The sequence below is a fragment of the Paenarthrobacter sp. CC6 genome (assembly GCF_040560085.1).
Taxonomy (GTDB): Bacteria; Actinomycetota; Actinomycetes; order Actinomycetales; family Micrococcaceae; genus Arthrobacter; species Arthrobacter nicotinovorans.
This window is the reverse complement of the sequence record NZ_JARDAN010000027.1, coordinates 12399-27214: the sequence shown is the minus strand read 5'-3', so window position 1 is coordinate 27214 and position 14816 is coordinate 12399. Positions and strand designations below refer to the sequence as shown.

At 56.6% G+C, this 14816-nt stretch carries 8 protein-coding genes and 1 tRNA gene; 8 read left to right on the top strand and 1 reads right to left on the bottom strand.

All coding sequences use genetic code 11. From position 1 onward, the window contains the following. The first annotated feature begins 102 nt into the window (after positions 1–102). The 8 genes from PV760_RS19845 to PV760_RS19810 all read left to right on the top strand — a co-directional run bounded on the left by PV760_RS19845 (position 103) and on the right by PV760_RS19810 (position 14239). On the top strand, positions 103–1902 hold the full coding sequence (locus tag PV760_RS19845; protein WP_354628515.1) for an ABC transporter ATP-binding protein: 1800 nt from the start codon (positions 103–105) through the stop codon (positions 1900–1902). Continuing rightward, entirely contained in the window at positions 1899–3731 is a 1833-nt protein-coding gene (locus PV760_RS19840) for an ABC transporter ATP-binding protein (protein WP_354628514.1), read from the top strand. The genes PV760_RS19845 and PV760_RS19840 overlap by 4 nt, the downstream gene beginning before the upstream one ends. A gap of 99 nt (positions 3732–3830) precedes the next feature. Further along, positions 3831–3907: transfer RNA gene (locus PV760_RS19835), tRNA-Pro, on the top strand. 765 nt (positions 3908–4672) lie between these two features. Next, positions 4673–6277 (top strand): type I restriction-modification system subunit M, encoded by a 1605-nt coding sequence (locus PV760_RS19830; protein WP_354628513.1) that lies wholly within the window; start codon positions 4673–4675, stop codon positions 6275–6277. Then, positions 6274–7497, top strand: a complete 1224-nt coding sequence (locus tag PV760_RS19825; protein WP_354628512.1) for a restriction endonuclease subunit S — start codon at positions 6274–6276, stop codon at positions 7495–7497. Before PV760_RS19830 ends, PV760_RS19825 begins: the two co-directional genes overlap by 4 nt. Next, positions 7494–10604, top strand: a complete 3111-nt coding sequence (locus PV760_RS19820; RefSeq protein WP_354628511.1) for a type I restriction endonuclease subunit R — start codon at positions 7494–7496, stop codon at positions 10602–10604. Before PV760_RS19825 ends, PV760_RS19820 begins: the two co-directional genes overlap by 4 nt. After that, on the top strand, positions 10601–11371 hold the full coding sequence (locus tag PV760_RS19815; RefSeq protein ID WP_354628510.1) for an abortive infection family protein: 771 nt from the start codon (positions 10601–10603) through the stop codon (positions 11369–11371). Before PV760_RS19820 ends, PV760_RS19815 begins: the two co-directional genes overlap by 4 nt. 57 nt (positions 11372–11428) lie before the next feature. Beyond that, positions 11429–14239, top strand: a complete 2811-nt coding sequence (locus tag PV760_RS19810) for a TrlF family AAA-like ATPase (protein WP_354628509.1) — start codon at positions 11429–11431, stop codon at positions 14237–14239. Between the two features lie 24 nt (positions 14240–14263). Here PV760_RS19810 and PV760_RS19805 read toward each other — a convergent pair whose 3' ends face one another. Beyond that, entirely contained in the window at positions 14264–14800 is a 537-nt protein-coding gene (locus PV760_RS19805; protein WP_354628508.1) for a helix-turn-helix transcriptional regulator, read from the bottom strand. Between the last annotated feature and the right edge of the window lie 16 nt (positions 14801–14816).

Sequence of the window (14816 nt, the reverse complement as noted above, 5' to 3'; positions counted from 1 at the left end):
GGGGTGCGTGGTCCTGTGAAACGAATCACGCCATGGCATAGGGTAGTTGCTACGGGAAACTACCTCCGCACCATCTGAAGATCCAGCTGTTGAGAAGCGGGCATGTCCAAGCAAACCTCATTTTTCACCTCCGTCGGCCGCCTGTACCCTCACGTGCGGCCCATCCTCCCGCGCCTTTTCATGGGCCTGATCTGCGCCTTGCTTGCGAGCATCGTCGCGTTGACCATCCCGCAGGTGCTGCGGGTGCTGGTCAACAACTCCTTGCAGCCCGGCGGTTCCACGGACGCCGTCTGGATTGCCGCCGTCGTGATCCTTGCTCTGGGCATCGCCGAAGCAGGACTGGTGGCCTTGCGCCGCCAGTTCGTGATCAACCCGGCCACCACCGTGGAGACCCGGATGCGCGTGGCCCTTTACGGGCACCTGCAGGAGCTCACGGTGGCGTTCCATGACCGCTGGGGTTCCGGGCAGCTACTCTCCCGCGCCATGACGGACCTCAGCTTCCTGCGCCGTTGGATGGCGTTCGGCGCGATCATGCTGGTGGTCACGACGCTGACGGTGATCATCGGCGTCGGCGTGATGTTCTCCATGAGCTGGCAGCTGGCGCTCATCTTCCTCGCCGCCGCGGTGCCGATCATGATCAATTCTTTCCGGTTCCGGCGGCGCTTCAGCCTGGTGGCCCGGCTCAGCCAGGACCAGGCCGGCGACCTCGCCACCACCGTTGAGGAATCCGTCCACGGAATCCGTGTCCTGAAGGCGTTCGGACGGAGCCGCGAGGCACTGGAGAACTTCAATGGCCAGGCCGAGGAACTGCGCCAGACGGAGATCGCGAAAGCCAAGCAGCAGGCCGGTTTCACCTTGGTGGTGACACTGCTGCCGGAACTCGCCTTGGGTGTCGGGCTCGTGGTTGGCGTCATGCTCGCCGCGAGCGGTCAGCTCAGCATTGGTGCCTTGGTCGCCTTTTTCGCGACCGCAGCCGTGGTGGCTACCCCGGTTGAATTCTCCGGCATGCTCTTGGCCATGGCGCTCACGGCCAAGACCGCGCTGGACCGGCATTTCGAGGTCATGGACACCGAGAACACCATCACCTCCCCGGAGACGGCCGTGGTGCCGGAAACCGTCAAGGGTGCCTTACGCTTTGACCACGCAGGTTTCGGGTTCGACGACGGCGGCACCCTCCTGCACGACATCACCCTGGACATCCGTCCCGGCGAAACCATGGCCCTGGTGGGTATCACGGGAAGCGGCAAGAGCGCGCTGCTTCAATTGGTCCCCCGCCTGTACGACGTCACAGCCGGTGCAGTAACCATCGACGGCGTGGATGTCCGCGACTTCGACATCGACGAGCTCCGCAAGGTGGTTGCAGTGGCGTTCGAGGACACCACGCTCTTCTCCAGTTCGGTGCGTGACAACGTGCTGCTTGGTGCACCCGATCCCAGCGACGCAGCCTTGGACGAGGCATTGGATGTGGCGCAGGCACACTTTGCCTACTCCCTGCCGGACGGCGTGGACACTCTCATCGGAGAGGAAGGCCTGAGCCTGTCCGGTGGCCAGCGGCAGCGCATCGCCCTGGCCCGCGCCATCGCCGCCAAGCCGAAAGTCCTGGTGCTGGACGATCCCCTGTCCGCTTTGGACGTCAACACCGAGGAGCGCGTGGAAGCCCGCTTGCGTGAGGTTCTCCGCGAGACCACCACGCTGATCGTGGCGCACCGTCCCTCCACCGTGGCGTTGGCCGACCGGGTGGCGTTGCTCGAAAACGGGACCATCACCGCCGTCGGAACCCACACGGAACTGCTGGCCGAAAACGACCACTACCGTTACGTCATCGCCAGCCTGGATGCCGGTCCGAAGGACCTGGACACGGAACTGGACGAACTCGAAGAAGCTGAGGAGGCCCGCCGGTGAGCGCCGCAACCTTTGGAACCGCCAACGAGGACAACACCCACCTCAGCAAGGCTGATAGCAAAGCCGTACGACGCCGGTCACTCGCCTTGCTTGCCTCGCTGATCCGCCCGGTGCGGTTGCGTTTTTGGCTGACGATCGTGATGGTGGTTGTTTCGCAGCTCACCCGCGTAGCGGGGCCGGCACTGATCGCCTTTGGGATCGACAACGCCTTGCCGGCACTTCAGGCAGGCGACAACGGCCCCTTAGTGCTGGCTGGGTCCCTCTATCTGGCCGCTGCGATCGCCACGGCCGGAATGACCGCGCTCTACGTGACCTCCACGGCCCGGTTGAGCCAGGCGATGCTCCTGGACCTGCGGCTCCGCGTTTTCCGGCACACGCAGCGCCTGAGCCTGGAATTCCATGAGAAGTACACCTCGGGACGCATCATCGCCCGGCAAACTTCGGACCTGGAAGCGCTGCGAGAGCTGTTGGATTCCGGGGTTAGTTCGCTCGCCTCCGGCATGCTGTTCATGCTGTTCACGGCATTCACGGTGTTTGCCTTGGATTGGCGGAGTGGCCTGATCATGCTCGCGGCCGGTGTCCCCATGTTCTTCCTGGCGCGTTGGTACCAGAAACACTCGCAGATCGCGTTCCGGGAATCCCGGGTAGTCTCGGCCCGGTTGATCGTGCACTTTGTGGAGACCATGACGGGTATCCGCGCTGTGAAGGCGTTCCGCAAGGAGCGCGAGAACGCGGACCGCTATGGCCAACTGGCTGAGGACTACCGCAAGAACATTGTCCGCTCCATCAACCTGAACGGCATTTTCCAACCCGGACTGGTGCTGATCGGTAACGTGTGCGTGGCTGTGGTCCTGCTGTTTGGCGGCTTCCGGGTACTCAGCGGCGACCTCGCAGTAGGCGTCCTGCTGGCCTTGATACTCTCCACCAAACGCTTTTTCCAGCCGGTGGACCAGATGGCCATGTTCTACAACTCCTTCCAGAGTGCCCAGGCAGCGCTGGAAAAGGTGTCCGGACTCTTGGAAGAAGTACCCACCGTCCGTCCGCCGAAAAACCCGGTGCCTTTGAAAAGCTCACGCGGAGAGATCGACTTCAAGGGGGTGGAGTTCGGCTACAGCGACGGCCAGTTGGTTGTTCCGACCTTGGACCTGCACATTCCGGCCGGGCAGACGGTCGCCTTGGTGGGACAGACAGGTGCCGGTAAGTCCACGCTGGCCAAGCTGGTGGCCCGCTTCTACGATGTCACGTCCGGCGCCATCACCTTGGATGGGGTGGACCTGCGGGATCTGGCGACGACGGACCTCCGCCGGGCCGTGGTGATGGTGACCCAGGAGGCCTTCCTCTTCAGCGGTTCGGTTGCCGATAACATTGCTTTGGGTCGCCCCGAGGCTTCCCGCGCCGAAATCGAAGCCGCCGCCGCAGCAGTTGGTGCGCACGAGTTCATCACCAGCCTGCCCGAAGGCTACGACACGGACGTCAACAAGCGCGGCGGCCGTGTGTCGTCGGGTCAACGGCAGCTCATCGGTTTTGCCCGGGCCTTCCTTGCCGCGCCGGCCGTGTTGATTCTGGACGAAGCTACATCCTCCCTGGACATTCCTTCCGAGCGGATGGTCCAGCAAGGACTGGCTCATCTCTTGGAGGGAGTCGCAGGCGGGAACGCTGCCCGAACGGCCATCATCATTGCCCACCGCCTTTCAACCGTGGAGACGGCCGACCGGGTGCTGGTGGTCCACGACGGGCGTATCGTCGAGGACGGGACGCCCGCCGAGCTGATCAGCGGCGGCGGACGCTTTGCGCAGTTGCACGGGGCTTGGCGGGACTCACTGGTGTAGTCGTGGTGCCGGGTGCGGGTGTGGCGAGGGACACCCTCTCCCCGATTTCGCATCACGGGACGTTTCGGCTATTCTTGAACAGTTGCTTTCGCAGCGGATCGGGATGTAGCGCAGCTTGGTAGCGCGCTTCGTTCGGGACGAAGAGGTCGCAGGTTCAAATCCTGTCATCCCGACCAAACACGAAAATGGCGTCGAGAAATCGGCGCCATTTTTGGTTCGGACGATTCTTCGCCGCAGCGATAGAGGCGCAGTTCAGCTCAGCGAAATCATTCGGGACGGGTATCTATACGACCGCCCGCTCGGGAATGTGCACGCAGCCCAAGTAGAGGATGAGACGCGGAGCCTATTTTCGGTTGGCGTCGCCATCGAAGTGCCGGAGGGTATGTCTTATCGATGACCGAAGGTATTTGTCGACAATGACATGCAGGATCTTCCCTTCGCTCTTGGAGAATCGATGCTCCGCGACATGCTTCGGGCATACGAAACATTTTACGTCCCACTAGACCTTTCTAAGCCGGTCGACGATGAGCCAATTGCGATTATCGATATTCACCGGATCATGCCAGTTTGGGTAAGCTGGATGCTCGGTGCCCACTTCGTGAATCCTGGCTTATATGCAGCCATGAGCGTTGAACGCAAGAGTTCGGCGCGAATCGCCGTCCATCGCGTGGAATTTAAGTCCAAGAATGCCGAGCCGACAAGCGCTAGAGATTAAAACCAATCTTCCCTCACCACTCACGCAACGATTTACGAAAAAGCCAATTCAGGTTAAAATCAGAACAGATGTCGCACCCTGTGAGAGCAAAGCTCTCGGGTGACGACGCTCCGCTTGCAGAGCACACGATGCACCGCTGCCAAGATTTGTCGGTGCGCACTGCTAAGTTGAGAGTTCAACCTCAGGGGATCGTAAGCGCGTATGCGCAAGGAGTACAGACACAACCATGGCCGGGACCACCAAGGAAGCGCAGCGCGCGGAGCTACACAAGACGATCTGGCGTATCGCCAACGACCTTCGCGGAAGCGTGGACGGATGGGACTTCAAGAGCTATGTGCTCGGGATACTCTTCTATCGGTTCATTTCTGAGAACCTCACTGCCTATATCAATGAGCTGGAAGTGGCAGCCGGAGACGCTGACTTCGACTATTCCAAGCTCTCAGACCAGGACGCCGAGTTCGGGCGCAAAGAAACAGTTGCCGAGAAGGGCTTCTATATCCTCCCTTCCGAGCTCTTCGCCAACGTTCGGGAGCGAGCAGCCGACGATGAGAACCTAGAGAACCTAAATGAGACACTCGCTGAAGTTTTCAAAAACATCGAAGGCTCCGCTACCGGGACCGACAGCGAAGACGACCTAAAAGGCCTCTTCGATGACCTCGACGTCAATAGTTCGAAGCTGGGCAATTCTGTTGAGAAGCGCAACAAGAAGCTAGCTGGGCTACTGAATGCTATCGGCGATCTACCCCTTGGCAACTTCAAAGACCATACGATTGACTTGTTTGGCGATGCTTACGAATACCTGATGCAAATGTATGCCTCGCAAGCAGGCAAATCAGGCGGCGAGTACTACACTCCACAAGAAGTCAGCGAGCTGCTGGCGCGCATTGCCGTCGCGGGGAAGACTTCGGTAAATAAGGTGTACGATCCCGCTGCCGGATCAGGCTCATTGCTCCTCAAATTTGCCAAGGTACTCGGCAAAGAGAACGTACGCCATGGTTTTTACGGCCAGGAGATCAACCTGACCACCTTCAACCTGGCGCGCATCAACATGTTCTTGCACGACATCAATTACGAAAAGTTCGACATCCGTCATGGCGATACACTCACTGATCCCCAGCACTTAGACGACGAGCCCTTCGAAGCGATTGTGTCCAATCCGCCCTACTCCATCAAGTGGGAGGGGGACGCCAACCCACTACTTATCAACGACCCCCGCTATTCCCCGGCCGGAGTCCTCGCGCCGAAATCGAAGGCTGACCTCGCCTTCACCATGCACATTCTGTCCTGGCTGGCCGTCAATGGAACCGCCGCCATCGTTGAATTCCCTGGCGTGCTGTACAGGGGTGGCGCCGAGCAGAAGATCCGTCAGTACTTGATCGACAACAACTATGTCGATGCCGTCATCCAACTGCCACCCGACCTGTTCTTCGGCACCACGATAGGGACGTGCATCCTCGTACTAAAGAAGTCCAAGAAGGACAATTCCGTCCTTTTCATCGATGCCTCGGCGGAATTCAAGCGATTTGGCAACAAGAACAAGCTCTTGCCGGAGAATCAAGAGAAAATTCTCGATGCTTTTGTTAACCGTGAAAACCTCGACCACTTCACCTCTCTAGTTCCGAATCAGAGCATTGCTGAGAACGACTATAACCTCGCCGCGACTTCTTACGTTGAGCAGGAAAATAGGCGCGAGCTGGTCGATATCATCGAGCTCAACGCGGAGATTAATCGCATTGTGGCCCGCCAACAGGAACTCCGCACTTCGATCGACAAGACGGTTGAGGAGCTGGAAGGTTCCGCGTCCACGGTCGATGAGGATCTCTTCACATGAGCCGCCTTGATGAGTTGATAAAGGAATTGGCACCGACTGGCGTTCAGTCTGTAGCGCTGGGTGAAATTGGTGAATTCGTTCGAGGCAATGGGCTTCAGAAAGCGGATCTTACCGACGAAGGAACACCGGCTATTCACTACGGCCAGATCCATACTCACTACAGCATTTGGACCGATTCGACCAAATCCTTCACAGCCCCTTCGCTCGCGGCAAAACTTCGTCATGCCCATCCCGGCGACTTGGTCATAGCAACAACTAGCGAAGACGACGCAGCAGTTGCAAAAGCAACAGCTTGGCTAGGCGATTGCGACGTCGTCGTCAGTGGTGACGCATATATCTACCGGCACACTCAAGACCCGCGCTACGTCGCGTACTACTTCCAATCGAACCAGTTTCAAGACCAAAAAAAGAGACACATCACCGGCACAAAGGTTCGCCGCGTCTCAGGCGAGTCACTTGCTAAGATTCAGATCCCCGTTCCACCCCTTGAGGTGCAGCGTGAAATTGTGCTGATATTGGAGCAATTCCGCGAACTTGAGGTGGAACTTGAAGCAGAGCTGGAAGCACGACACCAGCAATATCAGCACTACGCCGGCCTCCTTCTAGTGAGCGGAGATGAGGTCCCGAGAGTTAAGTTTGGCGACGTAGCGACAATCGTTCGTGGCGCCTCTCCCCGCCCTATCCAAAAGTTCATTACCGAGAGCGTCGATGGCCTGCCTTGGATCAAAATTGGGGATGTACCGGCACATGGCAAGTTCATCACAGGTACCAGGCAGCGAGTCACAGCAGATGGTGCCGCGAAGTCGCGCCGAGTTTGCCCTGGCGACTTTGTTCTGTCCAACTCCATGAGTTTCGGGCGCCCATACATTTCAAAGATTGAAGGATATATTCACGACGGATGGCTGGCGATCAGCGAGTTTCAGGAGTCCTTCGTTTCGGACTACCTTTACTACCTTTTGCGGTCAGCCCCAATACAACAGGAATTTGCTCGACGCGCTGGATCTGGCACGGTGAAGAACTTGAATGCCGAAATCGTGCGCTCGATCGAGATCCCCGTACCACCCAGGAAGACACAGGAACGTGTCGTCGAACTACTCGATAAGTTCGACGCACTCGTAAACGATGAACAAGTTGGCCTACCCGCTGAGATTGCTTCACGTCGACAGCAATACGAGCACTATCGCGACCGGCTGATGACATTTGCGGAGGCTACAGTATGAGTGATTCAGTGGGACGCCGATATGATCCAATCGCCGTCTCGTCAGAGAGCACGGTGGTTGCTGAATACGTCCCGGATACTCAATCGGCAAGCTCCTACCAATCAGAAGCGGATCTCGAACGCGAATTCATCGCGCTACTGGAGTCGCAGGCGTACGATTACCTCCCGATTACCTCAGAAGCTGATCTGATCGCGAATCTGCGACACCAACTTGAGCTCCTGAATAAAATAACGTTTAGCGATACAGAGTGGACTCGGTTCTTCACCAATCAGATCGCCGGTGCCAATGAGGGCATCGTCGAAAAGACCGTGCGAATCCATGAGGATCACGTTCAGAGCCTGACTCGCGACGACGGGTCAACGAAGAACATCCGGCTGATCGATAAGAAGAACATCCACAACAATCAGCTTCAGGTGATCAACCAGTACGAAGTCGGCCAAGGTGGTAGCGGCGGCCACTATGCCAACCGCTATGACGTAACGGTGCTGGTCAACGGGTTGCCTATGGTGCACGTCGAGCTGAAGCGGCGCGGCGTGGATATCCGCGAAGCATTCAACCAGATCAATCGCTACCAGCGGGACAGCTTCTGGGCCGGCTCTGGTCTCTTCGAGTACGTCCAGCTGTTCGTGATCAGCAACGGCACGCTGACGAAGTACTATTCGAATACGACACGACGCCATCACATCTCTGAAGGTGCAAGTAGTAAGAAGTCAAAGCGTCAGACCTCGAATTCGTTTGAATTCACATCCTGGTGGGCTGACGCGGCTAACCGACCAATCCAAGATCTAACAGCCTTTGGAAAGACATTCTTCGCCAAGCATGCACTGTTGAACATCCTTACGCGTTACTGCGTCCTGACTGCGGACCGGATGCTACTCGTCATGCGCCCGTACCAAGTGGTCGCGACCGAACGTATCCTGCAGAAGATCGACATCTCGACGAATTACAAGCAGCTCGGAAGCGTGGCTGCCGGTGGATACGTTTGGCACACGACAGGCTCAGGCAAAACACTGACCTCGTTTAAGACCGCGCAGCTAGCCAGCAAACTGACAAGCGTTGACAAGGTACTCTTCGTAGTCGACCGCAAGGACCTCGACTATCAGACCATGCGCGAATACGACCGTTTCGAGAAGGGCGCCGCCAACTCAAACACCTCCACCGCAGTACTCAAGAGGCAGCTCGAAGATAAGAGCGCGAAGATCATCATTACGACGATCCAGAAGCTGGCGACTTTTATCAACGCCAACAAGGGCCACAGCATCTTCGACGGTCACGTCGTCATCATCTTCGACGAATGTCACCGCTCACAGTTCGGCGACATGCACACCGCCATCACTAAAGCCTTCAAGCGCTACAACCTCTTTGGTTTCACAGGCACCCCGATTTTTTCAGCCAATGCCGGAAGTGGCGGCAATCCGCACCTCAAGACAACGGAGCAGGCATTCGGAGATAAGCTCCACACCTACACGATTAAGGACGCGATTAACGACAAGAACGTCCTTCCCTTCAAGGTCGACTACATCAGCACAATCAAGGTGGGAACGCCTGACGATAAGCAAGTGTCTGCCATCGATACTGAACGTGCCCTATTGGCACCCGAGCGCATCAAGCAGGTCGTTAAATACACACTGGACCACTTCGATCAGAAGACCAAGCGCTCCAGCGGGTACAGCCATTCGGTGATCACCAACGTCGAAAGCCTGGTCGGACGTAATCCGAAGGTGGCCGACGAAATCAAACAGACCAAGCGGGTGAAGGGCTTCAACGCGCTCTTCGCTACGGCCTCTATCGATGCCGCACGTCGCTATTACAATCATTTCCAACTGCAGCAGGAAGCGCTCACACCAGACCGTCGACTCAAGATCGGCTTGATTTACTCATTCGCTGCCAATCCGGACCTGGAGGACGGTGCGCTCGACGAGGAGGACTTCGATACTGACGCGTTGAGTGGCGACGCCCGGTCGTTCCTCGAAGATGCAATTCAGGACTACAACGACATGTTCGGTACTAGCTACGACACGTCCGCAGACCGGTTCCAAAACTACTACAAAGACCTTTCATTGCGGATTAAGAACAGGGAGATCGACCTGGTCATCGTGGTCAACATGTTCCTCACCGGCTTCGACGCGACAACACTTAACACGCTATTCGTTGACAAAAATCTCCGATCTCACGGCCTGATCCAGGCCTACTCGCGCACCAACCGCATCCTGAACTCAGTCAAAACATACGGTCACATCGTCACCTTCCGCGACCTTGAGGAAGAGACTAACGACGCCATAGCGCTGTTTGGCAACAAGGATGCAAAAGGCATCGTGCTGTTGAAGCCGTATGGCGACTACTACACCGAGTACAGCGAGAAGGTCGATGAGCTACTTAACCAGTTCCCGCTGGGCACTCAGATTGAGGGAGAGGCCGCGCAAAAGGCCTTCATCAAGCTGCTAGGCGCCATCCTCCGCCTACAGAACATATTGACTTCGTTCGACGAGTTCAGCGGAAACGAGATCCTGACTGAGCGACAAAACCAGGACTACCGCAGCATCTACTTGGACCTGTACGCCGAGTTTCGCAAAGACGGCGACTCTGAGAAAGAATCGATCAACGAGGACATCGTTTTCGAGATCGAGCTCGTCAAACAGGTCGAGATCAACGTCGACTACATCCTGATGCTGGTCCAGAAGTACCGCGACGAGCGCGGCGACGGCGACGACAAGGAACTTCGCGCCGAAATTACTCGCGCCGTCGACTCGAGTCCTTCGCTTCGTAACAAGCGCGACCTCATCGAAGACTTCGTTGACCGAGTATCCGGCAAGGGGGACGTCGACGACGAGTGGCAGCGCTACATCGCGGAACGTCGCGAATCGGAGCTCAGCCAGATCATCGAAGATGAGAACCTGCGCCCTGACGAGACTCGGAACTTCGTTGACGTATCGTTCCGCGAAGGGTCACTTCGCACTACTGGGACCGCAATAACGAAGGTACTTCCACCGGTTTCACGCTTCTCTGCCGAAGGTGGCCACGGGGAGAAGAAGCAGCGAGTACTGGCTAAGCTCGGAGCATTCTTTGAGCGGTTCCTCGGCATCGGCTCAGGACGGCATGAGCCGTGACCGCGCTGACGAAACAACAAGTGATGCGACTCGTCAATCGCTATATCGGTGTTTCAGGCGGATACCTAGGGGACTTTAGCTATCGAACTCACAGAGATTTTTACCCTGAGTATTGCGGACTGTATGACATTGAGGTAGATGCCTATGAGGGAACTACCAGGCAGCGCTTTATAGACATACTGATGTCGTGTAAGCCGCATGACCAGGCCAAGATCCTGCGTGGAACTATCGCAAAGTTCGGAGAAAACGACAAATCCAGTGTCGAGCGAATGGCGCTACGCGCAGAAATTGAGACCTGGGCGCTCGAGGTGGAGCGTGGCCCATCCGTAACTGCCCCTTCTCCTAAATCGACTCGTGAAGTTGTTCTTCGAGCGCTTGTTGACGCGGACACGCTTCTGAAGACCAGCGGGCCACTTAGTGCCGTCGATCGAATTCACACAGCGCTACATGGCCATCTTTTGTCGCTGTGTGAGGCCGAGAGTATATCTCTACCTAGCGATCCTTCGATCACCGTCGCGCTCAAGGCTTTGCGCGAAAATCATCCCAAGATGGGAGCATCCGGAGTCCGTTCCGCAGACATCACACAGGTGCTTTACGCGATGTCTAATGTACTGGATAAGCTCAACACAATTAGAAATAATGCCAGCCTCGCGCACCCAAACCAAGCCCTCCTCAGCGACCCTGAGGCACGACTCGCTATCAATGCGGGCAAGACCGTGTTCGCCTACGTTGACGAAAAGGTGGGTATGGGAGTGCCATCACGATGACAGAGCACAATGACCGATCACGGCGTCGAGTAAAGAATGGAGAATAACGAACACAATATGGGGGAAGTGCAATTGAAAGACGCGCCGCAACGAGGCTCCGAATGGCGGAAGTGGGACCTTCACGTCCACGTACCTAACACGCAGCTAAATAATCAGTACACAAAAATCGACGGCTCCGTTGATCTGGATCGGTTCTGCCGGACTATTCATGAGTCAGATGTTAGTGCGGTTGGTCTCACGGACTACTTTAGCTTCGATGGATTTTTCGATGTTCGCGAACGATATGATCAGCTTCTTCGAGACGGGACTCTCACCGGGCCGCGAACACTCCTCATCCCAAACCTTGAACTCCGCCTCAATGACAGCGTCAACAAGGGTGGTGAGCTGATCGACTACCACCTGATTTTCCCACCGAAACTCGAACGAGCAGAGGCGCAGGAGTTCCTTCGCAATCTGAAGTCTTCCATCACCGACGCTAGATCCAAGCCCGTTAACTGCGGAGACCTGGAGGGTGGCCAGTTCCTGCAGGCAACGGTCACACGTCAAGCGATAGAAAGCGCAATTACCGAAACATACGGCTCCAAAGCAGACCGACGTGACCACCTGCTACTTGTCGCTCCCGTCAATGGCAATGGGATCCGCGCCGATGGCGGCAATCATCGCAAGCGTGTTATCGCAGATGAAGTAGACAAACTAACCGATGGCTTTTTTGGAAACAAGAACTGCGTTGCCCATTTCCTCGAAACCGATCGGTATGACGATGCCGAGCAACCGTCTGTACCAAAACCAGTTTTTGCCGGCTCGGACAGCCACTCTTTTGAAGACCTTGAAAACTGGCTTGGTAAAGAGGTGTCTGGGTCGACGAACGATAAGAACGTCACCTGGATCAAGGCCGATTTGACCTTCGATGGACTGCAGCAGGCTTTCATAGAACCAGCCGAACGAGTCAGAATGCAGGCTTCCCAGCCTGATTTCAAAGAGCCGTACATGCATATCTCCAGTGTTCGCTTCCAGGGCACGGATGACTTTCCCCAAGAGATATTCCTCAACCCAAATCTCAACGCCATCATTGGTAGCCGTTCGTCAGGTAAGTCAGCCCTGCTGGCTCACATCGCTCATGCCGTCGACCCTTCCTACACCGAAACCCAGCAGCTTGCCGCCGGAGTCGAGAAAGATAACCTCGGACCAGCTGCAGGCCATCTATGGTCTGGCCCGGGAGACTTGCGCTGTACTGTTCAGTGGTCCGACGGCGTCGCTACGTCAGGCAAACTGATCTACATTCCGCAGAACTCCCTATTTTCAATCAGTAGTCGACCGGATGAAATCACGGCACGCATCAAACCAGCCGTTTTTGGACGCGACTCGGCCATTCAAGCCAGCTATCAGTCGACCACCACTAAGATCGACGAGCTGAACGAGACGATCCGCGATGCAATCGATGATTGGTTCAAGAGCTTTTCTACTCATACAGACCTCGGCAAACAGCTGCGTGAGAAGGGCGATAAGCAAGCCGTACAATCCGGGATCGATGATCTCAATCGCGAGATTGAAAATCTTCAGCGGGAGGCCAACCTCACAGAGGACGATGCGGCAGCCTACAAGGCCCTATCGGAGCAACTGAATGCTCTAGAACGAACGCTGCACGATTCTTCGCGGGCGCACACCCAGTTGGGACAGTATGTCGACGCTACCGGCGAGGAGGTCAGCGCGATCGACACCATCCGCGTCACCGTCACTACCACTCCCAGCTCCGATGGCTTCCCTGCCGAAAAGCTAGGTGAGCTTCAATCCCTTGTCGGCGAGATTGAACAGGACGCCCAGACGCGTCTGCGTCAATTTGTACTTGAATCCTGGCAGGCACTTGATCGGTCGATCGAAGCAACGAGGCAGGAGATTCAGAAGCTCAAAGGCGAGAATAGTGAGCTCATATCGAGGCACGAAAAGGCTGAGGGTATGGCAGTCCCCCTCAAACGACTCGATACACAGAAAGCTGTACTGGCAGACATACAGCGCTTGGAAGACAAGCTTGCCGCAGCGCTTGCGGCACAGTCCGAGAGTGCCGACAAGATACTGAGCGCAGTCAACGACAGACGTCGGTTGCTAAAGGAACTTTGCGAAGACTTCAATGCTGAAAACGTCGGCTTTGACGGCATTCAGTTTGAACTCGAGTCAGGTCTTCTAGAAGAGACCAGGACGCTAGTTTCCCGCGACTTTAACAAGAAGACCAGCACCCCTTATGTCGACCGTGGGCAGCAGGAGGTACGGCTGGATGTCATCCGAGGAAACCCTGCCGCTTTCCTAGAAAGCATTGCTACCGGCACGCAGAAGTTGAACCAAAGTACGACACCAGACAAGGTTGCCCATATCGTTCTTGAGGCTACGGAAGATCTTCGTTTTGTAGCAATCATGGACGAGGACCGTATTGGCGGCTTCTCCCGCTCATCGATGACACCCGGAAAGCAAGCCCTGTTCTCACTCAGGCTCATCCTCGGTGAGTCCGAAGATCCATGGCCGCTGCTGCTTGATCAACCAGAAGATGACCTGGATAGCCGGTCCATCTACGAGACGATTGTCGAGGAACTAAAAAGCCGTAAGCGTGAGCGCCAGATCATTATGGTTACTCACGACGCAAACCTCGTCATCGGCGCTGACGCAGAAGCAGTCGTTGTCGCTAATCGACATGGCGCCGACCGACCCAACTCAGACGAGCGAACTTTTGACTACCTTACGGGTTCGCTAGAAAACACACACCGAACAGATGACGCCACGCACACGCTCGGTCGTGCTGGCATACGGGAGCATGCCTGCGACATCTTGGACGGGGGCGAGGCCGCCTTCCAGAAACGCAAGCAGAAGTACAACATCTAGCGATGTGCCGGACAGCTTCCGGCGTTATGGTGCTGAGCGAAGAAAGATTCGGGCGGTGTCATAGCTGCAGCCAACGCGTTTCGCGATATCACGAATGATCATTCCCTGCTTCCTCAGTCGAAGGATTTCCTTCTCCTTGGCTGGCGTCAGACCGCGAGGCCGCGAGGCGACACCATGCTCGGCGAGCAATCGCAGGAAGGTTGACTTTGCGATCCCCTTCTCACGAGCCAGTGCCGTGCTCATCTCGCCGGCTTGGTATCGAGCGACGAGTTGAGCAAGCTCGTCGGGCGTGAAGCGATCAGCCAGGCGGTAGCGCTGGGTCTTGCGAACTGGCTGTGGCGGCCGCGGCTTGGACTGACCCGAGTCCATCCGTTTCAGGGCGGCAGTGATAGTCGTCATCTGGTCGATTTTGACGCTGGCGCGGTTCGAGTAACATCCTAGGATCTCGACCAAACACGAAAATGGCGTCGAGAAATCGGCGCCATTTTTTGTTGCCATTTCTGTCCAAGTCCAGCCGCTTTCGTCGCGGTTTTCCACAGGCTGCGCTTTTTCTGTTTGCACGGGAGAACGCTGTCAC

Excerpts from the sequence above, each read along its gene's own strand:
- PV760_RS19825 (WP_354628512.1), top strand. The coding sequence starts at position 6,274 with ATGAGCCGCCTTGATGAGTTGATAAAGGAATTGGCACCGACTGGCGTT.
- PV760_RS19845 (WP_354628515.1), top strand. The coding sequence starts at position 103 with ATGTCCAAGCAAACCTCATTTTTCACCTCCGTCGGCCGCCTGTACCCT.
- PV760_RS19810 (WP_354628509.1), top strand. The coding sequence starts at position 11,429 with ATGGGGGAAGTGCAATTGAAAGACGCGCCGCAACGAGGCTCCGAATGG.
- PV760_RS19820 (WP_354628511.1), top strand. The coding sequence starts at position 7,494 with ATGAGTGATTCAGTGGGACGCCGATATGATCCAATCGCCGTCTCGTCA.
- PV760_RS19830 (WP_354628513.1), top strand. The coding sequence starts at position 4,673 with ATGGCCGGGACCACCAAGGAAGCGCAGCGCGCGGAGCTACACAAGACG.